Source organism: Aliihoeflea sp. 2WW, assembly GCF_000497755.1.
In the GTDB taxonomy this organism is placed as follows: domain Bacteria; phylum Pseudomonadota; class Alphaproteobacteria; order Rhizobiales; family Rhizobiaceae; genus Aliihoeflea.
Map to the genome: position 1 here is coordinate 74,627 of NZ_AYOD01000014.1, position 23,003 is coordinate 97,629.

General features: G+C 66.3%; 28 protein-coding genes. 17 read left to right on the forward strand and 11 right to left on the reverse strand.

The genetic code is table 11. The annotated features are described in order from the left end of the window. Positions 1–45: 45 nt before the first annotated feature. The gene (locus ALII_RS0108800) at positions 46–1,110 is read right to left on the reverse strand and encodes a TraB/GumN family protein (protein WP_244437385.1); all 1,065 of its coding nucleotides are present in this window, start codon (positions 1,108–1,110) and stop codon (positions 46–48) included. Positions 1,111–1,150: 40 nt separating this feature from the next. After that, entirely contained in the window at positions 1,151–2,101 is a 951-nt protein-coding gene (locus tag ALII_RS0108805; RefSeq protein ID WP_024586954.1) for a tyrosine recombinase XerC, read from the reverse strand. A gap of 78 nt (positions 2,102–2,179) precedes the next feature. On the opposite strand from ALII_RS0108805, the gene rimM reads away from it, so the two are divergent. From rimM to ALII_RS0108850, 8 genes are all read left to right on the forward strand, one after another. Further along, positions 2,180–2,716: a ribosome maturation factor RimM gene (gene rimM, locus ALII_RS0108810; protein ID WP_024586955.1), complete on the forward strand. Its 537-nt coding sequence runs from the start codon at positions 2,180–2,182 to the stop codon at positions 2,714–2,716. Further along, complete coding sequence (gene trmD, locus ALII_RS0108815; RefSeq protein WP_029660359.1) at positions 2,713–3,399, forward strand: tRNA (guanosine(37)-N1)-methyltransferase TrmD; 687 nt, start codon at positions 2,713–2,715, stop codon at positions 3,397–3,399. Before rimM ends, trmD begins: the two co-directional genes overlap by 4 nt. Positions 3,400–3,602: 203 nt before the next feature. Next, positions 3,603–4,124 (forward strand): 50S ribosomal protein L19, encoded by a 522-nt coding sequence (gene rplS, locus ALII_RS0108820; protein WP_024586956.1) that lies wholly within the window; start codon positions 3,603–3,605, stop codon positions 4,122–4,124. A gap of 117 nt (positions 4,125–4,241) precedes the next feature. After that, on the forward strand, positions 4,242–4,745 hold the full coding sequence (locus ALII_RS0108825) for an MgtC/SapB family protein (RefSeq protein ID WP_024586957.1): 504 nt from the start codon (positions 4,242–4,244) through the stop codon (positions 4,743–4,745). Between the two features lie 35 nt (positions 4,746–4,780). After that, positions 4,781–4,909: a hypothetical protein gene (locus ALII_RS23230; RefSeq protein WP_280113763.1), complete on the forward strand. Its 129-nt coding sequence runs from the start codon at positions 4,781–4,783 to the stop codon at positions 4,907–4,909. Positions 4,910–4,969: 60 nt separating this feature from the next. Continuing rightward, a complete protein-coding gene (gene leuC / locus ALII_RS0108835) occupies positions 4,970–6,382 on the forward strand; it encodes a 3-isopropylmalate dehydratase large subunit (RefSeq protein WP_024586958.1) in 1,413 nt (470 codons plus the stop codon). Between the two features lie 260 nt (positions 6,383–6,642). Beyond that, positions 6,643–7,365 carry an outer membrane protein gene (locus ALII_RS0108840; RefSeq protein WP_024586959.1) on the forward strand — a complete coding sequence of 241 codons (723 nt, stop codon included), beginning with the start codon at positions 6,643–6,645 and terminating at the stop codon, positions 7,363–7,365. A 201-nt stretch (positions 7,366–7,566) separates the two neighbouring features. After that, positions 7,567–8,763 carry a diguanylate cyclase gene (locus ALII_RS0108850; RefSeq protein WP_051375816.1) on the forward strand — a complete coding sequence of 399 codons (1,197 nt, stop codon included), beginning with the start codon at positions 7,567–7,569 and terminating at the stop codon, positions 8,761–8,763. Here the strand turns inward: ALII_RS0108850 and ALII_RS0108855 are convergent. The 3 genes from ALII_RS0108855 to ALII_RS0108865 all read right to left on the reverse strand — a co-directional run bounded on the left by ALII_RS0108855 (position 8,757) and on the right by ALII_RS0108865 (position 11,363). Beyond that, the gene (locus ALII_RS0108855; protein ID WP_024586961.1) at positions 8,757–9,587 is read right to left on the reverse strand and encodes a hypothetical protein; all 831 of its coding nucleotides are present in this window, start codon (positions 9,585–9,587) and stop codon (positions 8,757–8,759) included. The two genes, ALII_RS0108850 and ALII_RS0108855, sit on opposite strands and share 7 nt — an antisense overlap. Continuing rightward, positions 9,584–10,912: a hypothetical protein gene (locus ALII_RS0108860; RefSeq protein WP_024586962.1), complete on the reverse strand. Its 1,329-nt coding sequence runs from the start codon at positions 10,910–10,912 to the stop codon at positions 9,584–9,586. Before ALII_RS0108860 ends, ALII_RS0108855 begins: the two co-directional genes overlap by 4 nt. Positions 10,913–11,000: 88 nt before the next feature. Continuing rightward, positions 11,001–11,363 carry a hypothetical protein gene (locus ALII_RS0108865; RefSeq protein ID WP_024586963.1) on the reverse strand — a complete coding sequence of 121 codons (363 nt, stop codon included), beginning with the start codon at positions 11,361–11,363 and terminating at the stop codon, positions 11,001–11,003. A 151-nt stretch (positions 11,364–11,514) separates the two neighbouring features. Here ALII_RS0108865 and ALII_RS0108870 point away from each other — a divergent pair, with 151 nt between their 5' ends. The 6 genes from ALII_RS0108870 (at position 11,515) to ALII_RS0108895 (ending at position 15,866) form a co-directional block, all read left to right on the forward strand. Then, positions 11,515–11,844, forward strand: coding sequence for a hypothetical protein (locus tag ALII_RS0108870; RefSeq protein ID WP_024586964.1), 330 nt, complete (start codon positions 11,515–11,517; stop codon positions 11,842–11,844). A 203-nt stretch (positions 11,845–12,047) separates the two neighbouring features. Then, positions 12,048–12,458, forward strand: a complete 411-nt coding sequence (gene sdhC, locus ALII_RS0108875; RefSeq protein WP_024586965.1) for a succinate dehydrogenase, cytochrome b556 subunit — start codon at positions 12,048–12,050, stop codon at positions 12,456–12,458. Positions 12,459–12,460: 2 nt separating this feature from the next. Next, positions 12,461–12,844 carry a succinate dehydrogenase, hydrophobic membrane anchor protein gene (gene sdhD, locus ALII_RS0108880; RefSeq protein ID WP_024586966.1) on the forward strand — a complete coding sequence of 128 codons (384 nt, stop codon included), beginning with the start codon at positions 12,461–12,463 and terminating at the stop codon, positions 12,842–12,844. Between the two features lie 24 nt (positions 12,845–12,868). Next, positions 12,869–14,695 (forward strand): succinate dehydrogenase flavoprotein subunit, encoded by a 1,827-nt coding sequence (gene sdhA, locus ALII_RS0108885; RefSeq protein WP_024586967.1) that lies wholly within the window; start codon positions 12,869–12,871, stop codon positions 14,693–14,695. 34 nt (positions 14,696–14,729) lie between these two features. Continuing rightward, a complete protein-coding gene (locus tag ALII_RS0108890; protein WP_244437387.1) occupies positions 14,730–15,086 on the forward strand; it encodes a virulence factor in 357 nt (118 codons plus the stop codon). After that, positions 15,087–15,866 carry a succinate dehydrogenase iron-sulfur subunit gene (locus tag ALII_RS0108895; protein WP_024586969.1) on the forward strand — a complete coding sequence of 260 codons (780 nt, stop codon included), beginning with the start codon at positions 15,087–15,089 and terminating at the stop codon, positions 15,864–15,866. A 75-nt stretch (positions 15,867–15,941) separates the two neighbouring features. Here ALII_RS0108895 and ALII_RS23095 read toward each other — a convergent pair whose 3' ends face one another. Together ALII_RS23095 and ALII_RS21150 are read right to left on the reverse strand one after the other, a co-directional pair. Next, positions 15,942–16,106, reverse strand: coding sequence for a hypothetical protein (locus ALII_RS23095; RefSeq protein WP_244437275.1), 165 nt, complete (start codon positions 16,104–16,106; stop codon positions 15,942–15,944). Beyond that, the gene (locus tag ALII_RS21150) at positions 16,067–16,852 is read right to left on the reverse strand and encodes a transposase (protein WP_244437388.1); all 786 of its coding nucleotides are present in this window, start codon (positions 16,850–16,852) and stop codon (positions 16,067–16,069) included. Before ALII_RS21150 ends, ALII_RS23095 begins: the two co-directional genes overlap by 40 nt. 333 nt (positions 16,853–17,185) lie before the next feature. Between ALII_RS21150 and msrA the strand changes: the two genes are divergently transcribed. Continuing rightward, a complete protein-coding gene (gene msrA, locus ALII_RS0108905) occupies positions 17,186–17,788 on the forward strand; it encodes a peptide-methionine (S)-S-oxide reductase MsrA (protein ID WP_024586970.1) in 603 nt (200 codons plus the stop codon). Positions 17,789–17,990: 202 nt separating this feature from the next. On the opposite strand, the gene ALII_RS0108910 is transcribed toward msrA, so the two are convergent. From ALII_RS0108910 to ALII_RS0108925, 4 genes are all read right to left on the reverse strand, one after another. Beyond that, complete coding sequence (locus ALII_RS0108910) at positions 17,991–19,103, reverse strand: amino acid dehydrogenase (protein WP_024586971.1); 1,113 nt, start codon at positions 19,101–19,103, stop codon at positions 17,991–17,993. A 121-nt stretch (positions 19,104–19,224) separates the two neighbouring features. After that, entirely contained in the window at positions 19,225–19,662 is a 438-nt protein-coding gene (locus ALII_RS0108915; RefSeq protein WP_024586972.1) for an OsmC family protein, read from the reverse strand. Positions 19,663–19,727: 65 nt separating this feature from the next. Continuing rightward, the gene (locus tag ALII_RS0108920; RefSeq protein WP_024586973.1) at positions 19,728–20,186 is read right to left on the reverse strand and encodes a YbaK/EbsC family protein; all 459 of its coding nucleotides are present in this window, start codon (positions 20,184–20,186) and stop codon (positions 19,728–19,730) included. Between the two features lie 16 nt (positions 20,187–20,202). Beyond that, on the reverse strand, positions 20,203–21,453 hold the full coding sequence (locus tag ALII_RS0108925; protein WP_024586974.1) for a ubiquinone biosynthesis hydroxylase: 1,251 nt from the start codon (positions 21,451–21,453) through the stop codon (positions 20,203–20,205). Between the two features lie 105 nt (positions 21,454–21,558). On the opposite strand from ALII_RS0108925, the gene tesB reads away from it, so the two are divergent. Both tesB and ALII_RS0108935 read left to right on the forward strand, forming a co-directional pair. Continuing rightward, positions 21,559–22,434: an acyl-CoA thioesterase II gene (gene tesB / locus ALII_RS0108930; protein WP_024586975.1), complete on the forward strand. Its 876-nt coding sequence runs from the start codon at positions 21,559–21,561 to the stop codon at positions 22,432–22,434. A 208-nt stretch (positions 22,435–22,642) separates the two neighbouring features. Then, on the forward strand, positions 22,643–22,981 hold the full coding sequence (locus tag ALII_RS0108935) for a P-II family nitrogen regulator (RefSeq protein WP_024586976.1): 339 nt from the start codon (positions 22,643–22,645) through the stop codon (positions 22,979–22,981). Positions 22,982–23,003: the final 22 nt, after the last annotated feature.

Genomic DNA, 23,003 nt, shown 5'->3' on the forward strand with positions numbered 1-23,003 from the left:
CTTATCGGAACCTAAACGTTCACAAGAGCGTGCAGTTCCCGCGGCTCAATCGCCGGAGGGGAGCGGGGTGGCGGAATAGCCGGCTTCCTGAAGCAGCGCGACGACGCCTTCCTCGCCGGGAAGGTGCAGCGCGCCGATGGCGACGAAGGCGCCGCCGGCGTCGAGGAGAGGCTGCATGCGCTCTGCCATCGTCCGGTTGCGGTCGACGATCACCGACTGCTCGAAGCCGGCAATGGCGATCCCGTCCGAGGCGTCGCCAGGCAGGGCGGCCTGGAAGAAGGGCCAGAACAGCCCCGGCTCGCCGCGCGCATGGATGACGACCATCGTCTCGATGACGTCGTCGATCGTCTCGCCCAGCGCGATCGTCTCGACGAGGGCGCGCATGTGGAAATCGAGCGGCAGGGCGGCCATCGCGCCAAGCTGCTCCGCCGTCGTCTCCAGCCCCTCGATCTCGATTCCCGCCGCCTTCGCGCGGGTGGCAAGCGCGACGTCGAGAATCTCGGCGCCGGCGGACTTGCGCGCGAGTTCGCAGGTCGGCAGCGTCGCCATCGCGGCGATCATCCAGGGCTTCATCTTGTCGACGGCGCCCAGAGAAAGCCCGCGCTCGTTCATCGCTGCCTCGATCCGTTCGCGATCGGCCTCTTCGAGAAGCGACGACAATGTGGTCGCGTCGGTGAACATCATCAGCTCGGGGTGCTCGGCCATCGTCGCCATGATCGCGGCGGGGTCGAGGATGTCGGTCGTCTCGATGACCAGCGTTTCGGAGGCGTCGAAGGCGGCGGTCGCCGCGGCGTCGAGCTCGACGATGCGCGGATCGGTGACGTGCATGGTGCCGTAGAGATGGGAGACGCCGCCGCCGGGCGCCTCGATCTGCCACAGCATGGCCTCGCCGTTGACCGTCGCGGCCGAGGCGTCGAGGAGGCGCGCATAGGCAGCCGGGTCGTCGCGCTCCATGATGGCGAGAAGATCGTCGCCGGTGCACACGGCTTCGGCCTGCGCCGTCCATGTTCCGGCGAAGAGGATGAGCGTGAAGCTTGCGAAGGCGAGCGTCGTCAGCGCGGCGAGGAGACGCAGCGCGGCATCGGCAATTCGGTCGGGATCGAGGCGCATCAACATGGCCGGAGCGTAGCTGGGATTTGAGGCGAAATCGTTAAGCGGCCGAGCGGCTGCGCGGATGGGCCTTGTCATAGATTTCAAGAAGGCGTGCGGAATCGACGCCGGTATAGATCTGCGTCGTCGAGAGGCTCGCATGGCCGAGCAGTTCCTGGATCGCGCGCAGGTCACCGCCACGGGCGAGGAGGTGCGTCGCGAAGGAATGGCGCAGCGCGTGCGGCGTCGCGGTCTCGGGCAGGTTGAGCGCGGAGCGCATCTTCTTCATAGCGCGCTGGATGATGGCCGGCGCGAGCGGCCCGCCCTTGGCGCCGCGAAACAGCGGCTTGGCGGCGTCGAGGTGATAAGGGCAAAGGCGGCGATAGTCTGCGATGGCGGCGAGGGCTGCGGGCAAGACCGGGACGAGCCGCGTCTTGCCGCCCTTGCCGGTGACGCGCAGCACGGTGTCGGACGTGGTCGAGAGGTCGTCGCCGGTGAGGCCGAGCGCTTCGGAAATGCGCAGGCCGCAGGCGTAGAGAAGCGTCAGCACGGCGGCGTTGCGGGCGGCGATCCAGGGTTCTTCGGCAAGCTGGTCGCCTTGCGAGACGACGCGGCGGGCGTCCGATGCCGTCAGCGGCTTGGGCAGCGATTTCGGCTGTTTCGGCGAGCGCAAGGCCGACGCACCGGCGGAATTGACGAGGCCGCGCCGTTCGAGAAACTTCAGCAGCGAGCGGATGCCGGCAAGGCCGCGACCCAGCGTGCGCGCGCCTGCGCCTTCGCCGCGCCGTGCGGCGAGATAGGCGCGCAGATCGGCCGGGCGCAGGTCGGCGATGTCGGAAATTGCGGGCGGCGCGCCGAGATGGCCTGTCAGGAACTGGAAGAACTGGCGCGTGTCGCGCTCATAGGCCTCGACCGTCAAGGCGGCGAGGCGGCGCTCGACGGCAAGCGATTTCAGCCACGCCGTGCGGGCATCCTGCAGGTCGGGCCGGGCGATGACGAGGAATTCGGACATGACGTCATCTTCACCGTCCAAGGTTGACAGGCGGTGAAGGGCGGCGTTTGAAGCTGGCCGAAACAGGAAAGAGAATAGATGAGCGACCAGCGAGTTCTGATGGCGGTGATCGGCGCGCCGCACGGCGTGCGCGGCGAGGTGCGGATCAAGACCTTCACCGGCGATCCGCTGGCGCTCGGCGACTACGGCAAGCTGACCGACGCCAAGGGCGCGGCCTACACGATCGCCAATCTGCGACCGGCGAAGAACGTCGTCGTCGCGCGCATCAAGGAGATCACGACGCGCGAGGCGGCGGAAGCGGCAAACGGGACCGAACTCTTCGTTTCGCGAAGCGCGCTGCCGGACGATCTGGGCGAGGACGAGTTCTACCATGCCGACCTGATCGGGCTCGAAGCGGTGGACGCGGCCGGCGCAAGGCTCGGGACGGTCAAGACGATGCACGATTTCGGCGCCGGCGACATCATCGAGCTGACGCTTTCGACCGGCGGCACGGCGATGGTGCCGTTCACCCGCGCGGCGGTGCCGCAGGTTTCGATCGCCGAGCGGCGGATCGTCGTCGACCCGGCAGCGGCAGGCTTGCTTCCCGACGAGGACGAGGACGAGGAGCGCCCGTGACGTTCCGCGCGACGGTCCTGACGCTCTATCCGGAGATGTTTCCCGGCCCGCTCGGTCTGTCGCTCGCCGGCCGGGCGCTGGGCGAGGGCACTTGGGCGCTCGACACGGTGCAGATTCGCGACTTCGCCACCGACCGCCACCGCACGGTGGACGACACGCCGGCCGGCGGTGGGGCGGGGATGGTGCTGAAGGCGGACATCATCGCGAAGGCCGTCGACCATGCCTCGCCGCAGGGCGACCTGCGCCCGCGCCTCCTGATGAGCCCGCGCGGGCGACCGCTGACGCAGGCGCGCGTGCGCGAACTGGCCGCCGGGCCCGGCGCGGTGATCCTGTGCGGCCGGTTCGAAGGCGTCGACCAGCGCGTGATCGACGCGCGCGGCCTCGAGGAGGTTTCGATCGGCGACTACATATTGTCGGGCGGGGAGATCGCCGCGCAGGTGCTGCTCGATGCCGTCGTGCGGCTTCTGCCGGGCGTTATGGGCAACATGGCGTCGGGCGAAGAGGAAAGCTTCGAGAGCGGCATGCTGGAACATCCGCACTATACGCGTCCGGCCGCGTTCGAGGGCATGGCGATCCCCGACGTGCTGACCTCTGGAAATCACAAGAAGATCGCCGAATGGCGGCGGGCGCAGGCGTTGGAGCTGACGCGCGCGCGGCGGCCGGACCTGCTGGACGAAAAATGACGCGGCGGGCGTGACAATCGCGCCAAAGCCATGTATGAGCGCGTCGCTGAGCCCGGATTGCGTGTCCGGACCCGTCAAGAATTACTGACCACCGCTCCTGCTTCCGGCCTCGGCCGGTTCGCATAGCCTGCCGGTCCATCGAGACTGAGAAGGCGAGTGCCGAGCGCTCTGGCTGTTCGAAGAACAAGAAGAGGTTTAGTCCGATGGACATCATCCGTCAGCTCGAGGCCGAACAGGCCGCCAAGATCGAAGAGAAGCGCAAGCTCCCCGAATTCCAGCCGGGCGACACCGTCCGCGTGCTGGTCCGCGTCACGGAAGGCACGCGCACCCGCGTGCAGGCCTATGAGGGCGTCTGCATCGCCCGCTCCGGCGCCGGGCTCAACGAGAACTTCACCGTCCGCAAGATCTCCTATGGCGAAGGCGTGGAGCGTGTGTTCCCGGTCTATTCGCCGATGGTCGAGGGCGTCGAGATCGTCCGCCGCGGCAAGGTGCGTCGCGCCAAGCTCTACTACCTGCGCGATCGTCGCGGCAAGTCGGCCCGCATCGTCGAGAACACGAGCGTTCGCGCCCGCAAGCTCAACGATTCCGAGCGCGAAGCCGCCAACGCAGAGAAGGCCCGCATCGAGGCCGAGAAGGTCGCAGCCGCACAGGCGCTCGCCGCCGAGAAGGCGGCAGCCGACAAGGAAGCCGCCGACAAGGCCGCTGCCGAGGCCGACAACGCATAAGTTTCCTGCCTTTCGGGCAGATCGAGAAGGGCGCGGGTTTCCGCGCCCTTTTTCGTTTTGCGGCGGGAAAAAGCCGGCTATGGATGACGACGCCGTCAACCGGACACCGACACACGCATGAACGACATTCTCGCCGATTTCGGCCATCCGACCTACCTGCCCTTTGGCGTCATCACGGCCCGGCTGCTCGTCGCTGCGCTGTTCGGGGCCATGATCGGCTTCGAGCGCGAATGGCGCGACCATCCAGCGGGCCTGCGCACGCACATGCTCGTTTCGCTCGCGGCAGCATCCTTCGCGATCCTCGGCATCGAGATCGTCCATTCCTCGCAGTTCGATGCCGATGCCTCGCGCCTCGATCCGCTGCGCCTGATCGAGGCCGTGACGGCGGGCGTCGCCTTCCTGGCGGCCGGCACGATCATCTTCGCGCGCGGCAAGGTGAAGGGCCTGACGACCGGCGCGGGGCTCTGGCTCTCCGGCGCCATCGGGCTCGCGGCCGGGCTCGGCTTCTGGCAGGTGGCCGCGCTGGCGACCGTGCTCGCCATCATCGTGCTCGGCGCGATGCATGTTCTGGAAAAGAAGGTCGGCCGCATCGACGGCAGGGATGGCCCGCCCGACGACTGAGACGGACAGATTGAAGGCCGGCCGAAAGGCTGGTAATGAAACGGTCCATGGAAAAGCTCTTCGGGAACCCGGCCTATAAGAGGTTCGTGCTGCAGGATCACAAGCGCCTGCCGTCCCGTTTCTTCGCCCGGTTTTCCGGCGCGACGGCGAGCCTCGCGCGCTAGGCGCGCGCCCCGCCTTTCGCCCTTTTCCGCCCGCATTCTCGACCGAACGGATTTCACGCCATGAGCGCACCGCGTACACTCTACGACAAGATTTTCGACGACCACGTCGTCGACCGCCAGGATGACGGCACCTGCCTCCTCTATATCGACCGTCACCTCGTCCATGAGGTGACCAGCCCGCAGGCCTTCGAAGGGCTGCGCATGGCCGGCCGCAAGGTGCGCCATCCCGAGCGTACGCTGGCCGTCGTCGATCACAACGTGCCGACCTCGCCCGACCGCAAGCTCGGCATCAACCGGAACGAGGAAAGCCGCATCCAGATCGAGGCGCTGGCCAAGAACGCGGCCGATTTCGGCGTCGAATATTATGACGCCGCCGACATCCGCCAGGGCATCGTCCACATCATCGGGCCGGAGCAGGGCTTCACCCTGCCGGGCATGACGATCGTGTGCGGCGACAGCCACACCTCGACCCATGGCGCGTTCGGCGCGCTCGCCCACGGCATCGGAACGTCCGAGGTCGAGCACGTGCTCGCCACGCAGACGCTGATCCAGAAGAAGGCGAAGAACATGCTGGTGCGCGTCGACGGGCAACTGCCCCAAGGCGTCACCGCCAAGGATATCATCCTCGCCATCATCGGCGAGATCGGCACCGCCGGCGGCACTGGCTACGTCATCGAATATGCCGGCGAGGCGATTCGCGCGCTGTCGATGGAAGGCCGCATGACGATCTGCAACATGTCGATCGAAGGCGGCGCCCGCGCCGGCCTGATCGCGCCCGACGAGACCACCTTCGCCTATGTGAAGGACAAGCCGCGCGCGCCGAAGGGCAAGGCGTGGGAGATGGCACTCGACTACTGGAAGACGCTCAACTCCGACGAGGGCGCGCATTACGACAAGGTCGTGGTGCTCGACGCCGCCAATCTGCCGCCGATCGTCTCCTGGGGCTCCTCGCCCGAGGACGTCGTCTCGGTGATGGGCGAAGTGCCGGACCCGGCCGCGATCACGGACGAGAACAAGCGCACCTCCAAGCAGCGCGCGCTCGACTATATGGGCCTGAAGCCGGGCACCAGGATCACCGACATCGCCATCGACCGCGTCTTCATCGGCTCCTGCACGAACGGCCGGATCGAGGATCTGCGCGCGGCCGCCGCCGTCATCGAAGGCCGCAAGGTGGCGGCGACCGTCGACGCCATGGTCGTTCCGGGTTCGGGCCTCGTGAAGCAGCAGGCGGAAGAAGAAGGTCTCGACAGGATCTTCATCGAAGCCGGCTTCGACTGGCGCGAGCCGGGCTGCTCCATGTGCCTGGCTATGAACGACGACCGGCTGAAGCCGCAGGAACGCTGCGCCTCGACCTCGAACCGCAATTTCGAGGGCCGGCAGGGTTTCAAGGGCCGCACCCATCTCGTCTCGCCGGCCATGGCCGCGGCGGCTGCGATCGCGGGTCATTTCGTCGACATCCGCGAGTGGAAATGAGCGCTGGCGGGGCCCGCTTCGGCGGGCCCTCCCGAACGCCCTGTTGGTTCGGGGGATGCACAACGCATTTGCGAAGCTGAGAAAGCTGAAGTGACGTTCGGGCATCACGCAACTACCTAACAGTAAGTTACTATCAAATGACGGCATTGTTCATGCGTGTATATTGCACGCATGGGTTTAAGTGTTGCATGCTTGCTACAGACATCTGCGGTTGCGGTTTGTAATAGGGCGTTACTTCTGACTCACGAGGAAATGCCCCAATGAAAAAGTTCCTTCTCGCTTCCGTCGCCGCTTCGGTATTTGCCGTCCCGGCCATTGCTGCCGACGCCATCGTCTACGCTGATCCGGCTCCGGCACAGCCCGTCGCCGAGCGCTTCGCCTATGACTGGACCGGCCTCTATATCGGCGGCATCGGCGGTCTTGGAACCGGCGATTTCGACTATGCCGGCGGCTTCGTCGGTGGACCTGAGGATATTTCCGGATCGGTTTCGGCCGGTGGCGCCTTCGGCGGCGTGCAGGTTGGTTACGACTGGCAGGTCGGTTCGTGGGTGTTCGGCGCGGTGGCCGACATCGCCAAGACCAACATCGAAGCCGATGCTTCCCTGACGGACGGCACGGACACGCTTTCGGCATCGTCCGAGCTCGACTATCTCGGCACCGTTCGCGGCCGCGTCGGCTATGCCTTCGACCGCGCGCTCGTCTATGCCCACGGTGGCTATGCCTATGGCCGCACCGAGCAGAACATCAACCTTTCCGGTGCGGACTTCTTCGACGGCCGCACGCGTCGCGACGGCTATGCAGTCGGCGGCGGCATCGAATATGCCGTGACGGACATGATCTCGATCGGCACGGAATACAGCTACGTCGACCTCGGCACCAAGGACGTGTTCGTGGGCGATCTCGGCTTCGGCGGCGGCGATGTCTTCATCAATGAGGACGTCAAGTTCCATCAGGTCAAGGCCGCGGTGAACTTCCGCTTCTAATACTCCTGGCCTCCAGCCAAACTTGAGAAGGCCGGGCTTCGTGCCCGGCCTTTTTTGTCGCGGAGCCCGGCATGATGGCCGGTATCCAGCGCTGTTTGGAGCAAGTCGAGGCGACGGTCGTGCGGCGGGTTAACGGCTTGTTCGGCTTTCCCGCCTAGCTTCGGCGAAGGTTGGGTGGGGCCGGCGGTCTTGGATTCATCTTTGTTCATTGCGCTGATCATACCGACGCTCAGCGGTATCTTTTCGGCGGCGCTTTTCCTGCTTGCACGGCATCAGGCTGACCACGTCGTGGAACGCGCGGCCTGGTCCTATGCCGGCTTCGCCATCGGCATGTCGCTCCAGTATTTCGAGCCGTTCGGCTTCGAACTGTCGCGGTTCTTGTCGAACGCGATCTTCCTTGGAAGCATGGTGCTCTTGTCGACCGCGCTGATGGCGCGGCATGGCAGGCGCGCGCCGTTGGGCGCGATGTGCGCGATCACGGCAATCTCGCTGACGGTGCTCGCCGCCGGTCTCGTCGGAGAGCCCAACCTTGCGCTGCGGGTCGCGGCGGCCAGCCTCGGGTTCGCCGCCGTTTCGGGCCTTCTGGCATATAAATTGTGGCGGGCCGGCGCGCAGACGCTCGTCGATCGCCTTCTGCTCGGATCGGTCGCTTTCATTTCGGCGGGATCAGTGATCCGGCCGACGGTGATATACCTGCTGCAAGGTGGGCTCGGCACCGAACAATTGTTCTTCCAGTCGCTCTACTGGCTGTCGCTGGTCCTGTCCGCGGTGTTCTTCCTGTCGGTCATCGCGCTGACGCTCATTTCCTCCGCCTCGCTCGATACGATCGAGGCGCTGCGAACCGAGGCGGGCACCGACATGCTGTCGGGCGTGCTCAACCGGCGCGGCTTCGAGCAGGGTGCGATCCGGCTCATCCGCAAGGCCGAGCGGCAGGGCCAGCCCGTGTCGCTGGTTCTGGCCGACCTCGATCATTTCAAGCAGGTCAACGACCATTTCGGCCATGCCTGCGGCGACGCGGCGATCCGTCAGTTCGCCGCGTGCCTTGCCGCACGGGCGGGAGCGGATGCGGTGGTCGGCCGGATGGGCGGCGAGGAATTCGCCATTTTGGCGAGCGGTACGACCGCCCAGGCGGGACGGTTGATGGCGGAAGGCATGCGGATGGGATTGTCCGTCTGCGAACTCGACTTCATGCCCGCCGGCAGGCGGCTGACCGCCAGCTTCGGCGTCGCGCAGCGCGTGCCGTCCGACACGCTCGCCAGCCTGATCGACCGTGCCGACCAGGCGCTGTACGCGGCCAAGGCTGCGGGCCGGGACCGCGTTCGCGTGTCAGCGGAAGTCGACGAGGAGCGCGACGGCGACGAGGTGGCGGCGCCGGTCCGCGCCGGCCATCGTCACTGAAGACGAGCCATCGGCCCGGTCGAGGTGACGAGCTTGTAGCCGGCCATTTCCTCGGTCGACAGATAGTAGAGCGCGCGCGGCGGCGTATCGAGCGCGTGCAGCCACATGGCCGGATCGACGCCCATTTCCGACAGATAGCGCGAGATGCGCGCGGCGGTGACCTGCGCGTCCGACATCGCCTGCTCGGGACCGGGCAGGCTGGACGTGCCGGCATAGAACTGGTGGAGGCCGATGGCGGCCTTGTCGCCGACCGTGCGCGTCGTGCCGCCGGCGAAGACCAGCGGGCAGGACGAGGCGCAGAGCGCGCCGTCCGGCACCAGCGTCGCCAGGTCGCGCTCGCGGATCATCCGCGCCATCGCCATCGCATCCTCGAGCGAGCCGCCGGGCGAATTGAGCGAAACCGTCTGGACATATTCGCCGCGCGCGTCGAGCTCGGCGGCAAGGCGCGCAGAGGAACCGACATCGATCGAGCCGGTCGCGGCGAGGACGCCGCCGGGCTTCAGCTCGAACCGGACGGCATCCTTCAGAAGCGCCTCGTCGGTCTGGACGTTCTCGCGCGGGTCCTGCGAGCCGGAAGACGAACCATCGGTCTCGACGGCCGGCGGCAGGATCGGCTCGGTGACGTGCACGGATGCCTGGTCGGACGGCCACAGCCCGCCGGCCTGCTGGCGCAGCTCGTAGAGGTCGAAGGCGAGGACGCCGACGACGCCCGCGAGCATCGCGCCGAAGGTGAAGCGCATGACGTTGCCGTCGTCGACGCGATCGACGAGCCGGGCGAAGCGGCCCTGCGGAGCGATGTCGGAATGGTGCGCGTGGTCGGTCATGGCTCGAACCGCTTGCGTTCGTTGAGGGAAAGGGGCGTGACGTTTTCGTTCGTCGCCGGCTGCGCGGGCGGCGTCTCGGCTATTTCCGGCTCGGGCTCTGGAGCCGGCGCAGGCTGGCGTGCGGCGCGGGCGGCGGCCAGCGTCTCGTGCAGTTCGATCGAGCGCAGCATGTCGGCTGCGGTGATGCGGTCGGCGTCGGTGAGGCCGTCCTCGTTCCGACGTAGCGCCGCCATCACCACCGCCATCACGGCGACGAAGACGCCCGGCAAAAGATCGATCGATATCGCGCCAGCCCAGCTCGGCAGGAAGCTCGTCGCGTAGACCAGAACGGCTTCGGCCGAGGACAACGGCACGAAGCGGCGCTCGTCGACGCGGGGCTGGGCGAGGATTTCGTTGGCGGCTTCCGAAAGGGCGGCGGACTGAGCGGCGACCGAGGCGCGCACGGTTTCCATGACGGTGGACTGGCGGCCCGCGAGATCGGCATCGGCGCCGCTCGTCACCGGGGCGATGAAGCCCATCGACAGATCCTGCGCGGCGCGGGCGACCGAGGGCGCGATCGAGGTCTGTTCGAGCGAGGCGATGACGCCGGACAGCGCGACCGTTTCCTGCGCGAACTCGTTGGCGCGCGGCTCGACCGGGCCGGAGGCGGAGACGAGCTGGCGCATCGCCGTCAGGTGAAGCTGGCCTTCCTCGAACAGCGTCTGCACGCGCTCGCGCGAGCCTTCGATCGTCGCCTGCAGCTCGTTCATCTGCGCCGACATCTGCGTCAGGAGCTGGACGACGCTGCCCGAACCGGACGTGCCGGTGAGCGCGCCGGACGCGCGCTCGTCTTCGGCGAGGCGGGCGAAACGCTCCTGCGCGCGCTGGATATCGGGCAGGAGCGAGAGTGCGCCGAGCGCGTTCGAATGGGCCTGGTCGAGATCGGCGGTGTATTCCTGCTGGGTCGTCGCCAGATGCTGCTCGACGGCGGCCGAGCCGGCGAGCGCGGCGGCGTTCAGCCAGGACGACATGGCGATGATCATCACCGAGCCGACGATCATGATCAGGAAGAGCGCGATGCGCGAGGCGCCGTCGCGCATCTCGGGAACGAAGCGGATCAGATAGGTCCAGAAGCCGTAGATGCCGACCGAGACGGCGACGGAGTAGATGATGGCGCCGAGGAAGACGAGCGTCGCCGAACCGTCGAGCAGGCCGCGCACGCCGAGATAGGTGTAGACGCCGCTTGCCAGCGCCAAAGTCGCCAGGACGAAGCGCGTCATCGTCTGCAGCGAGGCGATGTGGTTGCGCAGGCGGCTCGCGGATGCCGATGTCGAATGGTTACTCATTTCTTAACCTCTTCATTCGCAAAGGCAAAAGAAAGGTGTCGAAATGTGGACGCGCGCCCGCGCGCCGGCATCACGAGGATGTGTGCGCTCAGCGGCAAAGCGCGTCCGCCGGGGTCGGCACGACATGGTCCGGCAGGCCATACATGTAGCTGCGGCCGTGGAGGAGGACGGCGCCGAATTCGCAGTCGCGATAGGGGCGCAGTTGCAGGCGCTGGCCGCCGTGATAGGCGACGCGCGGCGCGTCGGTCTCGTGGTAGGAGCCGGTCGCGCGGTAGCCCGAGGCCGCTTCGCCCGCGCCGACGATGATGCGCTTGTAGCCGGCCGGAGAGTAGATCACGAGATTGCCGAAACTGTCGGCATGGACTTGGTCCTGGTAGAGGCTGCCGGCAGTGGCGGCCGATGCCGTGGCGGCGAAGAGCGCGGCGGTGAGGGCGTATGCGAGCGTGTTCATCACGGTCCTCCGGAACGGGGCTTGCGGCATGTTAAGACAAGTTAACGCTTTCTTAACCCTTGTCACCCGAAACGGGGCGCTTGCCCGCGCGTCTTTCTGCGGACATGGTTAACGCCGGACCGTCGCAGTCGCGCCTTGAACAAGGACACGCATGAAACGCATCCACATTCCGCTGGCCTTGGCGGGCGTCCTCTTCGCCTCCGGCTGCGTCGCCGATCTCGACGATGTCGCGACCGGCTCGGTGCCGGCCCAGCCGCCGCTCGCGACCTATGCCTGCGAGGACGGGAGCCAGCTCAAGGTGGCGGCAGCCGGATCGTCGGTCGTGGTCGATGCGCAGGGCGAGGAGGAACCGGTCGCGCTGCCCGCAAGCCCGCCCAACCAGCTCTACCGATTCGCCGAAGGGCTCTACTCGCTGGTGGTCGAAAACGGCGAGGCGCCGTGGATGAAAAACGGCGAGGGCGCGCTCGCCTGCCGCACCTGACCAAACATTTCAGCGGTTAATCGATTGAAGCGGCGAGGGGGCGCTTTTCATTTGCGGCCGCACCGCTAAATGGGCGCTGGTCCAGCGTTTTCCGGCTTTGACGCATTGCAAAAACCGCATTAGAAAGCGCCCAACACTTCACGTCGCAGTCCGGCGACGGCATGACGCATAAAGGGTCCGTGCCGCCGTCGAACGGGGGAGCCATGAGCAAGACCACAGCCACCCGTGCGAGACCCCTGTCTCCGCATCTCCAGATCTACAAGCCGATCCCCACGATGATGATGTCGATCATCCATCGCATCACCGGCTGCGCGCTCTATTTCGGAACGCTGCTGGTCGCAATCTGGCTGATGGCGGCTTCCGGCACACCGGAGACCTTCGCCCGCGTGCAGGCGATCTACGGTTCGTGGCTCGGGCTGGTCGTTCTGTTCGGCTTCACCTGGGTGCTCGTCCACCACATGCTCGGCGGCATCCGCCACCTCGTCATGGATACGGGCAGCGAAGCTGCTCTCGGCAAGGATCAATCGAGACGGGCAGCCGTTGCCATGCCGATCATCTCGATCGTGCTGACGATCCTCGTCTGGATCGTCGCCATCATGGCGCGGGGAGCCTGAACATGACCGATATGCGCACTCCGCTCGGCCGCGTTCGCGGCCTCGGTTCGGCCCGCGAGGGCACGATCCATTTCTGGCGCCAGCGCCTCACCGCCATCGCCAACGTGCCGCTCGTCCTGTTCATGGTCGGGCTGATGGTGGCGCTGGTCGGCGCGCCCTATGAGGAAGTCCGCGCGACGCTCGCCAACCCGTTCGTGACGCTGGTGGTGATCCTGTTCCTCGTTTCGGTGCTCTATCACATGAAGCTCGGCATGCAGATCGTCATCGAGGATTACGTGCATCGCGAAGGCGCGAAGGTGGCGCTGATCGCGCTCAACATCTTCTTCCCGCTCGTCATCGGCGTCGCCTCTGTCTTCGCCCTTCTCAAAATCGCATTCGGAGGCTGATCCGTGGCCGACGCTGAAACCAGAATGAACGCCTCGCGGCCCGCCAGCGACAGCTACACCTATGTCGACCACAAATATGACGTCGTGGTCGTCGGTGCCGGCGGCGCGGGCCTGCGCGCCACGCTCGGCATGGCCGAGCAAGGACTGAAGACGGCCTGCATTACCAAGGTCTTCCCGACCCGCTCGCACACGGTCGCCGCGCAGGGCGGCATTGCCGCCTCGCTGCAGAACATGGGCGCGGATTCGTGGCAGTGGCACATGTACGACACCGTCAAGGGGTCGGACTGGCTGGGCGACGTCGACGCGATGGAGTATCTCGCCCGCGAGGCGCCCGCCGCCGTCTACGAGCTCGAGCATTACGGCGTGCCGTTCAGCCGCACCGAAGAGGGCAAGATCTACCAGCGCCCGTTCGGCGGCCACATGCAGAATTTCGGCGACGGCCCGCCGGTCCAGCGCACCTGCGCCGCCGCCGACCGCACCGGCCACGCCATTTTGCACACGCTCTACGGCCAGTCGGTCAAGAACAACGCGCAGTTCTTCATCGAATATTTCGCGCTCGACCTGATCATGACGGACGGCGTGTGCACCGGCGTCGTCGCCTGGAACCTCGACGACGGCACGATCCACCGCTTCTCGGCGAAGATGGTGGTGCTGGCGACGGGCGGTTATGGCCGCGCTTATTTCTCCGCGACGAGCGCCCACACCTGCACCGGCGACGGCAACGGCATGGTCGCGCGCGCCGGCCTGCCGCTCCAGGACATGGAATTCGTTCAGTTCCATCCGACCGGCATCTATGGCGCGGGCTGCCTTATCACCGAGGGCGTGCGCGGCGAGGGCGGCTATCTCGTTAATTCGGAAGGCGAGCGCTTCATGGAGCGCTATGCGCCGTCGGCGAAGGACCTTGCCTCACGCGACGTCGTCTCGCGCTGCATGACCATGGAAATCCGCGAAGGACGCGGCGTCGGCAAGGCGAAGGACCACATCTTCCTTCACCTCGACCATCTCGACCCTGCCGTCATCCATGAGCGCCTTCCGGGCATCGCCGAGAGCGCGCGCATCTTCGCCGGCGTCGACGTGACGCGCGAGCCGATCCCGGTCCTGCCGACGGTCCACTACAATATGGGCGGCATCCCGACCAATTACTGGGGCGAGGTGCTGAACCCGACGGCCGAGAACCCCGATGCGATCGCGCCCGGCCTGATGGCCGTCGGCGAAGCGGCCTGCGCCTCGGTCCACGGCGCCAACCGCCTCGGCTCCAACTCGCTGATCGACCTCGTCGTCTTCGGTCGCGCCGCCGCCATCCGCGCCGGCCAGGTGATCGACCGCGATGCGTCGATCCCGGCGATCAATGTGGCGGCTTGCGACAAGATCATGGAGCGCTTCGACCGCATCCGCCATTCCAATGGCGGCACGCCGACCGCGAAGCTGCGCGACCGGATGCAAAAGGCGATGCAGGACGACGCGGCCGTCTTCCGCACGCAGGACTCGCTCGAGAATGGCTGCAGGCAGATTTCGGAAATCTGGAACGGCCTCGCCGACATCAAGGTCACCGACCGCTCGATGATCTGGAACTCGGACCTCGTCGAGACGCTCGAGCTCGACAATCTGATGGCCAACGCGATCACCACGGTCTATTCGGCCGAGGCGCGCAAGGAAAGCCGCGGCGCGCATGCCCGCGAGGACTTCTCCGAGCGCGACGACGCCAACTGGCGCAAGCACACGCTCTCGTGGGTCGACGAGGCCGGCAACGTTCGCCTCGACTACCGCCCGGTCCACACCGAGCCGATGCTCGCATTGGCCGATGGCGGCATCGACCCGGCGAAGATCGCCCCGAAGAAGCGGGTTTACTGAGGCTGTGATACTGTCCGGGCGAAAGGATCTCGCCATGAACGTGATTGGGCACAACAGTAGGAGTTTCGGCAAGTCCATGTTTGCGATTGCATTCGATCTCGATACCGACACCCTCAAGAAAAGCTACCACAATGCTTCGTGGCAGAACGCCTACAACGACATCGCCCGGTTTCTGCGCGATCAAGGGTTCGATCGGCAGCAGGGCAGCGTCTATTTCGGCGGACCCGACGTGGACATGGTGAAATGCCAGACCGCCGTTCAGCGGCTGACTCTGAACTATGAGTGGTTTGCACCCGCCGTTCGAGACATCCGAATGCTCCGGATCGAAGACAACAACGACCTGACGCCCGCAATCGAGTTGGCGTTGGAAGCAAAGAAGATGGCGCGGTAAATGGTCGAAATCACCCTTCCCAAGAATTCGCGGATCAACGAGGGCAAGACCTGGCCGAAGCCGGCCGGCGCCACGAACTTGCGCGAATACAAGATCTATCGCTGGTCGCCGGATGACGACGAGAACCCGCGCACCGACACCTATTATGTCGACATGGACGATTGCGGACCGATGGTCCTCGACGCGCTCCTGTGGATCAAGAACAATGTCGATCCGACGCTGACGCTGCGCCGCTCGTGCCGCGAGGGCATTTGCGGTTCGTGCGCGATGAACATCGACGGCACCAACACGCTCGCCTGCACCAAGGGCGCGGACGAGGTGTCGGGCGTCGTCAAGGTCTATCCGCTGCCGCACATGCCGGTGGTCAAGGACCTCGTGCCGGACCTGACCGTGCCTTACGCGCAGCTCTCCTCGATCCAGCCCTGGCTGCAGACGGTCTCGCCCGAGCCCGCCAAGGAATGGACGCAGAGCCATGAGGATCGTCAGAAGCTCGACGGCCTCTATGAGTGCATCCTGTGCTTCTGCTGCCAGACCTCGTGCCCGTCCTACTGGTGGAACGGCGAGCGCTATCTCGGCCCTGCCGTGCTTTTGCAGGCCTATCGCTGGCTGATCGATAGCCGCGACGAGGCGACCGGCGAGCGGCTCGACAACCTCGAAGACCCGTTCCGCCTCTATCGCTGCCACACGATCATGAACTGCACGCAGGCCTGCCCGAAGGGACTCAACCCGGCCAAGGCGATCGCGGAAATCAAGAAGATGATGGTCGAGCGGCGGGTGTAAGCCAGCCCCAAGGCGCGTCATCCCGGAAGGGGATCGGCGCGTAGCGGCGATACTCTATCCGGCAACTGTATTGTTTCATGCCGCGTATGGTGTTTTCGACCGCAGCATTGCATTGAGCGTGACGAGGATTTTGCGGGCGAGCGCGATGAGGGCGACCTTGGCGGGTTTGCCGGCATTGCGCAGCCTGTCGTAGAAGGCTTTCAATGGGGAGCGGGTGCGCAGAGTGACGACGGCTGCCATGTAAAGTGCCTGCCGGACGCGAGCCTGCCGCCGCGGATCGAACGCTGTCCGCGCCTCGTGCCGCTGTCCTGGTTGACCGGGGCGAGGCCGGCCAGCATGGCGATCTGTCTGGCCGGGCGGCATCCCAGTTCCGGCAGAAGCCCGATCAGGACGGCCGCCCCGACCTCGCCGATGCCGGGCGTCGAGCGCAGCAACGTCTCGGCCTCGGTGAGTTCGCTCGAGGCTCTGACGAGATCGCGAATGGCGGCCTCGATCTCGCCGACCGCCCGATCGAGCCAGTCGAGATGTGCGTCGAGGCCGGCGCAGACGACCGGGTCGGCCGCCTCCATCCGGCGTAGTCTCTCTTGCTGGCGCATCGCCACCAGCTNATTGAGCTTTTCGCGCGTGCCGTCTGGCACCGGATCCGGCGCAAGGCACAGGGCCCGGCCCATTTCGGCCAGCATTGCGGCATCGATGGCGTCGGTCTTGGCGAGCCGGCCCGTCGCCCGGGCAAAGTCGCGGGCACGCTGCGGGTTGACCCGCACACAGGCGACGCCCGCCGCCGCCAATGCATGGCGCAGGCATGTGTCATAGACGCCGGTCGCCTCGAACACGACGATGACGTCGCGTCCTGCCAGCGTCGCTGCGAACGCGGCGATCGCCGGCTCGCCATTGGCCACCCGCGCAGCCCGTTCCAGCGCCGGGTCGGCGATGTCGAGCCATGCCTTGGAGATGTCGATTCCAATCCAGGACGGTGTTATGCTCATGGTGCCTGCCCCTGTGATGCGAGGTCCGCGCCAACGGCCTCGTGCAACTGTTCAGGTGTATCAAAGCGGGCGGGGACCAGAGCCGGATATCGGTCTCAAGACCAGGGACCCAACGGTCTCCCGCCCGCAGCCACTATGACATGGACACGATACACAGGGACCCATGCCGTGACATTCGACCGCACGGAATGGTTCCCGGCTCTCGCCTCGCTTCGCTCGGACTTCGGCCGGGATGACGCCGGCCGCGGAAGATCACATTCGCTTCCCGCAGCCTTGATTTGAAACTGCCGCGCGCGGCGTTACGTTCCTTCGCAACACCCTCGGAGGACGACCATGTTCCGCACTGCCGCGCTTGCGCTCACCCTTGCCTTTACCGCCCTGCCGGCCTCCGCGCAGAACACCGAGCGGGCGATTTTCGCCGGCGGGTGCTTCTGGTGCGTGGAGTCCGATTTCGACAAGGTCGGCGGTGTCATCTCGACGACGTCGGGCTATATCGGCGGGACGAACGAGAATCCGACCTACGAAAACCACACCGCCGCGCGGCACCGCGAGGCGGTCGAGATCGTCTACGACCCGTCGCGGGTCAGCTATGACGCGCTGCTGTCGGCCTTCTTCCGCTCGGTCGATCCGACCGATGCGGGCGGGCAGTTCTGCGATCGGGGCTTCAGCTATTCGACCGCGGTCTATGCGGTCGGCGACGCCCAGCTTGCAGCCGCGCAGGCCGCGAAGACGGAAGCCGCGCAGGCGCTCGGCGGCGTACAGCTTGCGACCGAGATCGTGCCGGCGCCGCAATTCTGGCCGGCCGAGGAATACCATCAGGACTATTACACCAAGAATCCGCTGCGCTACCGCTACTATCGCGGCGCATGCGGCCGTGATGCGCGGGTGAAAGAGGTCTGGGGCTCCGAGGCGATGGCCGGCATCAAGGGCAGCTAAGCAGGACGTGCCGATATCAGGCCTGAGCGGACTGCAAATGGCAGCTTTCTGCGCTTCCGATGCTCATGGACCGAATGTCCATTCCGCTCCGGTTCTCGAAATCCGCCATTTTCGTCTCGCCCATGCCAGATATCGACACGTCCTGAGCCCATTCCGGCCGGGGTCGGTTTTCCGATCTCCCGGCCGGTTCCCCCGGAAGCGATCAGTGGCGCGCGGCGACGCGCTCGTCGGCGATTTCCTCGGCGATCGCATTGGTCGGGCGCTTTTCGGCGTCCGCGCGGCTGAAGATGTCGGCAAGCGTCGCGGGGATCGTCTCGACGAGCTTCATCGCGCGGGCGCGGACATAGCCGCCGGGCAGGAGTTCGCTCGCGACGTTGATCAGGCCGCCGGCATTGATGACGTAGTCGGGTGCGTAGAGGATGCCGCGTTCGGCGAGGAGCGCCGCGTCGGCCTCGTCGGCGAGCTGGTTGTTGGCGGCGCCCGCGACCACCTTCGCCTTGATGGCACCGATCATGCCCGCATGAATGACGCCGCCAAGCGCGCAGGGGGCGAATACGTCGACATCGGCGGTCGCCATGGCGTCGGAAGCGAGCACGGTCGCGCCGAAGTCGCGGACGGCCTGATCCACGCGCGCCTTGTCGATGTCGGCGACGACCAGCGTCGCGCCGGCTTCGTGCAGTTGCTCTGCCAACCGGCGGCCGACGGAGCCCAGACCCTGCACGCCGATGCGCAGACCCTTCAGATCGTCGCGGCCGAAGCGGTGCTTCACGGCAGCCTTCAGGCCAAGGAAGACGCCGTGGGCGGTGACGGGCGAGGGGTTCTCGCTGCCGCCGATCGTGGTGCCGGTAACGTTGGGCGTGCGGGCGCGCAGGAAGTCGGCGTCGGCGAGCGTCAGGCCGACATCCTCGCCGGTGTAGTAGTCGCCGTCGAGTTCGGCCAGCATCTCGGCATAGGCTTCGAGGAGTTCGGGCGTCTTGTCCGTCTTCGCATTGGCGAGGATGACCGCCTTGCCGCCGCCGAAGGGCATGCCGGCGATGGCGGATTTATAGGTCATGCCGCGCGAGAGCCGCAGCGCATCGGTGATCGCGGCCTCCAGGCTTTCGTGCTTCCAGACGCGCGTGCCGCCGAGCGCGGGGCCGAGCTTCGTGTCGTGGATCGCGACGATGGCGATCAGGCCGCGCGTCTCGTCGCGGCCGAGCACGATGCGCTCATGGCCGTCGAAGCCGGGCAGAAGCTTCGCGTCGTCGGTGATGTCGGTGAGTTCGAGCGTGGAGCGCATCGCGGTGCGCTGGATGGGCTTGTGAGCCTGCAACATGGCGTTTCCTCCCGTCTGTTACATGTGCAACAGTCTAGGCGAAACGCGCGGTTCTTTGGTTGCGAAGACGCAAGGGAAACGGATGTTCCCTTGCGTAAAAGCCGGTCGGCTGCTCAGGAAATTACGCGAGCTTCGCGTCGAGCGTGACCTTGATCGCGCCGAGCGCCTTGGAGACCGGGCAACCGGTCTTGGCCTTTTCGGCCAGTTCCCGGAACTTGGCCTCGTCGACGCCCGGAACCTTGGCGTTGAGCTTCAGTGCGCTTTCGGTGATCTCGAAGCCGCCGCCGGCAGCCGGGCCGTAGGTGACGGTCGCGGTCGTCTCCAGCTTTTCGGCCGGGGTGCCGCTTTCGGCCAGAAGATGCGAGAGCTGCATGGAGAAGCAGCCGGCATGGGCGGCGGCGATCAGTTCTTCCGGGTTGGTGCCGGACTTGCCGCTCTCGTCCTCGAAGCGGCCCTTGAAGGAATAGGGCTGCTTGGAGAACGCGCCGCTCTGCATGTCGAGCGTGCCCGATCCGTCCTTGAGCGCGCCTTGCCAGATTGCCGTTGCGTGCCTGTTCATGTTGCTCTCCTTCAAGAGGTTGGTGTCGTCCACAACGTAGGAGCGGGCCGCATGGTTTCCAGTGGCTATTGGCAGACGTCGATCCATTCGGCGCCGGTGAGCGCGACGAGGCGGGTCGTCGGCAGGCGGATCGCGGCGTTGGTGGCGCCGGCGGCGGGGACGACCTCGTCGAACTTTTGCAGCGACACGTCGCAATAGATGGGCAGCGCCGAGGGCAAGCCGAAGGGGCAGACACCGCCGACCGGGTGCGACGTGACTTCCACCACCTCGTCGGCCGGCAACATGCGCGCCTTGCCGCCGAAGCGGTCCTTGAACTTGCGGTTGTCGAGCCGCGCCAGCCCCGAGGCGACGATCAGCATCGGCGCCTCGCCGACGCGCAGGCAGATCGTCTTGGCGATCTGGTCGGGCGCAACGCCATGCGCTTCGGCCGCGAGCGCGACGGTGGCGGAACTCTGTTCGGTTTCGATGACGGAAATGTCGGGGGCGTTCTCGGCGAGAAACGCGCGCACGCTTTCAAGGCTCATGGATTGTCCTGAAGGTTCAGATGGCTTCGCCGCGCAGGAGGCGCGGGGCGGCGGGCGAGAGGCCGGAGGCCTGGCGGATGAAGAACTCCTTCAGGCGCGGCATGCGCTCGACGAGGCCGAGCCCGATGTCTCGGACGGCGCGGACGGGCGCGATGTCATTGGAGAAGAGGCGGTTCAGGACGTCGGTGGTGACGCCCATCTGAACCGTGTCGAAGCGGCGCCAGCGCTCGTAGCGCTGGAGAACGTCGAGCGCGCCGATGTCCTGGCCGAGCCGGTCGGCCTCGACGATGGTTTCGGCGAGCGCTGCGGCGTCCTTGAAGCCAAGATTGAGGCCCTGACCGGCGATCGGGTGGATGCCGTGCGCGGCGTCGCCGACGAGGGCGAAGCGGTCCTTGACGAAATCGCGCGCGAGCGTCAGCCCCAGCGGCCAGGCGCGGGGCTTGCCCTCGACATGGATTTCGCCGAGTTCGAGGCCGAAGCGCTGCTCGAGCTCGTGCTCGAAGACGATCAGGTCGTCGGCGACGAGCCGGTCGGCGTCCTCGGTGCGCTCGGTCCAGACGATCGAGGAGCGGTTGCTGCCGTTCTCGTCGGGTGCGAGCGGCAGGGTGGCGAAGGGGCCGGCGGGCAGAAAGTGCTCTTCCGCCCGGCCATTGTGCGGGCGCTCGTGGCGGACGGTGCAGACGATGCCGGACTGGCCGTAATCCCAATGGACGGTCCGGATGCCGGCCATGTCGCGCAGCCGCGATTTGACGCCATCGGCGGCGGCGAGCAGCCGCGCCTCGACACTCGACCCGTCGGCAAAGTCGACGCGGGTCGTCGCGGCAAGCGGCGCGAAGCCGGTGACGCCAAGCCCCTCGCGGATTTCGACGCCGAGTTCATCGGCACGACGACGCAGCGCGCCGTTGAGATTCCTGTTGGCGACCATGTGGGCGAAGGCTTCGCCGGGGCCGACTTCGCCGTCGAAGGTGAGGAAGACCGGCCGCACCGGGTCCGAAGTGCGCGAATCGGTGACGATCATCTCGGTCATCGCCTGGGCGCCCGGTGCGATCTCGTCCCAGCAGTCAAGTTGGTCGAGCATCCGCGTCGCCGCCGCCGCAATGGCCGAGGCGCGGGTGTCGCGCTGCCAGACGCCTTCGGGCGCGGCATCGACGATCAGCACCGACAGGTTCGGCCGCGCCGCCTTGATCGAGACGGCGGTCGCCAGACCGACATAGCCCGCGCCAGCGATGACGATGTCGACCGCGCGCGTCTTCGTGTCTTCAACCATGGATCGGTCCTTCCGAATGCTGTGTCTTCTTGACTTCGCGGTGCGTAGCTGTTGCAACCCGCGCATATTTCCAAGGAATGTCGGCCTTCGCCGGGGGATTTCAACATGACGACCGCCATGCAGGAACTTCTGTCCATACTCGATCTCGAGCGGCTGGAACACAATCTGTATCGTGGTCGCAGCCCTCAGGCCGGCTGGCAGCGGGTTTTCGGCGGTCAGGTGATCGGCCAGGCGCTGGTCGCCGCGCAGCGCACGGTGGAGGCCGAGCGCCACGTCCACTCGCTGCACTGCTACTTCATGCGGCCGGGCGATCCGTCCGTGCCGATCATCTACGAGGTCGACCGCATCCGCGACGGCGGCTCGTTCACGACGCGGCGCGTGGTCGCCATCCAGCACGGCCATGCGATCTTTTCGCTCGAGGCCTCGTTCCAGGCCGAGGAAGAGGGGCTGGAGCACCAGATCGACGGCCCGACCGACGTGCCGGAGCCGGAGACGCTGAAGTCGCAGACGGAGCTCATCGAGATGATGGGCGACAACGTGCCCGAAGCGATCCGCAAATTCTGGGCGCGCGAACGGCCGCTCGAGATCAAGCCGGTTATCCTCGAGCATTACACGACGCGCAAGAAGCTGCCGCCGCAACAGCGCGTGTGGGTGCGCACCTCCGGCGACGTGCCGGACGACCGGGCGCTGCAGGCGGCGATCCTCGCCTACCTCTCCGACATGACGCTGCTCGACACTTCGACCTTCGCGCACGGCCGGACCGGTTTCGACCCGGACCTGATGATGGCGAGCCTCGACCACGCGATGTGGTTCCACCGCCCGCACAAGCTCGACGACTGGCTGCTCTACAGCCAGGACAGCCCTAACGCGATCGGCGCCCGCGGCTTTACGCGCGGCTTCCTCTACGCCCGTGACGGACGGTTGATCGCTTCGGTGGCGCAGGAAGGCCTTGTCCGCGTGAAGACGACGCCCAAGAAATAGGCAATACGCGCCCGGCTTCACGAAACTGATCATTAATTAGGCGACCGCTCGCTTCGCGGCGGTCGCCAATGCCCCATTTCGGCCCTGATTCCCGCACGCGCGCCAATTGGCACGCGGCTTGATTCCCTTTTGCCTGATCGTCAGCTCGCACGGCCGGCCGGCGATGTCACGCAACGGCGGGGGACCGCAGGGAAAAGGGCGAAAGCTTATGAAAATCGTGATGGCTATCATCAAGCCGTTCAAGCTCGACGAGGTGCGCGAGGCGCTGACCGCCGTCGGCATCCAGGGCCTGACCGTGACCGAGGTGAAGGGTTACGGACGCCAGAAGGGGCACACCGAAATCTATCGCGGCGCCGAATACGCCGTCTCGTTCCTGCCGAAGATCAAGATCGAGGTCGCCGTCGGCGCAGAGCTCGTCGACCGGGCCGTCGAGGCCATCTCGTCGGCGGCCAAGACCGGCCAGATCGGCGACGGCAAGATCTTCGTCTACGGCATCGAGCAGGCGCTGCGCATCCGCACCGGCGAAACCGACACCGACGCGCTTTGACGGCCGGCCCAGTTCTCAGGAG

Coding starts and splice junctions, on each gene's coding strand:
- msrA (WP_024586970.1), top strand. CDS start 17,186: ATGTTCCGCACTGCCGCGCTTGCGCTCACCCTTGCCTTTACCGCCCTG.
- ALII_RS0108800 (WP_244437385.1), bottom strand. CDS start 1,110: ATGCGCCTCGATCCCGACCGAATTGCCGATGCCGCGCTGCGTCTCCTC.
- ALII_RS0108935 (WP_024586976.1), top strand. CDS start 22,643: ATGAAAATCGTGATGGCTATCATCAAGCCGTTCAAGCTCGACGAGGTG.
- ALII_RS0108825 (WP_024586957.1), top strand. CDS start 4,242: ATGAACGACATTCTCGCCGATTTCGGCCATCCGACCTACCTGCCCTTT.
- ALII_RS0108870 (WP_024586964.1), top strand. CDS start 11,515: ATGAAACGCATCCACATTCCGCTGGCCTTGGCGGGCGTCCTCTTCGCC.
- ALII_RS0108865 (WP_024586963.1), bottom strand. CDS start 11,363: ATGAACACGCTCGCATACGCCCTCACCGCCGCGCTCTTCGCCGCCACG.
- ALII_RS0108890 (WP_244437387.1), top strand. CDS start 14,730: ATGAACGTGATTGGGCACAACAGTAGGAGTTTCGGCAAGTCCATGTTT.
- tesB (WP_024586975.1), top strand. CDS start 21,559: ATGACGACCGCCATGCAGGAACTTCTGTCCATACTCGATCTCGAGCGG.
- ALII_RS23230 (WP_280113763.1), top strand. CDS start 4,781: ATGAAACGGTCCATGGAAAAGCTCTTCGGGAACCCGGCCTATAAGAGG.
- ALII_RS0108805 (WP_024586954.1), bottom strand. CDS start 2,101: ATGTCCGAATTCCTCGTCATCGCCCGGCCCGACCTGCAGGATGCCCGC.
- ALII_RS0108920 (WP_024586973.1), bottom strand. CDS start 20,186: ATGAGCCTTGAAAGCGTGCGCGCGTTTCTCGCCGAGAACGCCCCCGAC.
- ALII_RS0108910 (WP_024586971.1), bottom strand. CDS start 19,103: ATGTTGCAGGCTCACAAGCCCATCCAGCGCACCGCGATGCGCTCCACG.
- ALII_RS0108915 (WP_024586972.1), bottom strand. CDS start 19,662: ATGAACAGGCACGCAACGGCAATCTGGCAAGGCGCGCTCAAGGACGGA.
- rplS (WP_024586956.1), top strand. CDS start 3,603: ATGGACATCATCCGTCAGCTCGAGGCCGAACAGGCCGCCAAGATCGAA.
- sdhA (WP_024586967.1), top strand. CDS start 12,869: ATGAACGCCTCGCGGCCCGCCAGCGACAGCTACACCTATGTCGACCAC.
- rimM (WP_024586955.1), top strand. CDS start 2,180: ATGAGCGACCAGCGAGTTCTGATGGCGGTGATCGGCGCGCCGCACGGC.
- ALII_RS23095 (WP_244437275.1), bottom strand. CDS start 16,106: ATGGCAGCCGTCGTCACTCTGCGCACCCGCTCCCCATTGAAAGCCTTC.
- ALII_RS0108840 (WP_024586959.1), top strand. CDS start 6,643: ATGAAAAAGTTCCTTCTCGCTTCCGTCGCCGCTTCGGTATTTGCCGTC.
- ALII_RS0108895 (WP_024586969.1), top strand. CDS start 15,087: ATGGTCGAAATCACCCTTCCCAAGAATTCGCGGATCAACGAGGGCAAG.
- sdhD (WP_024586966.1), top strand. CDS start 12,461: ATGACCGATATGCGCACTCCGCTCGGCCGCGTTCGCGGCCTCGGTTCG.
- sdhC (WP_024586965.1), top strand. CDS start 12,048: ATGAGCAAGACCACAGCCACCCGTGCGAGACCCCTGTCTCCGCATCTC.
- ALII_RS0108860 (WP_024586962.1), bottom strand. CDS start 10,912: ATGAGTAACCATTCGACATCGGCATCCGCGAGCCGCCTGCGCAACCAC.
- leuC (WP_024586958.1), top strand. CDS start 4,970: ATGAGCGCACCGCGTACACTCTACGACAAGATTTTCGACGACCACGTC.
- ALII_RS0108855 (WP_024586961.1), bottom strand. CDS start 9,587: ATGACCGACCACGCGCACCATTCCGACATCGCTCCGCAGGGCCGCTTC.
- ALII_RS0108925 (WP_024586974.1), bottom strand. CDS start 21,453: ATGGTTGAAGACACGAAGACGCGCGCGGTCGACATCGTCATCGCTGGC.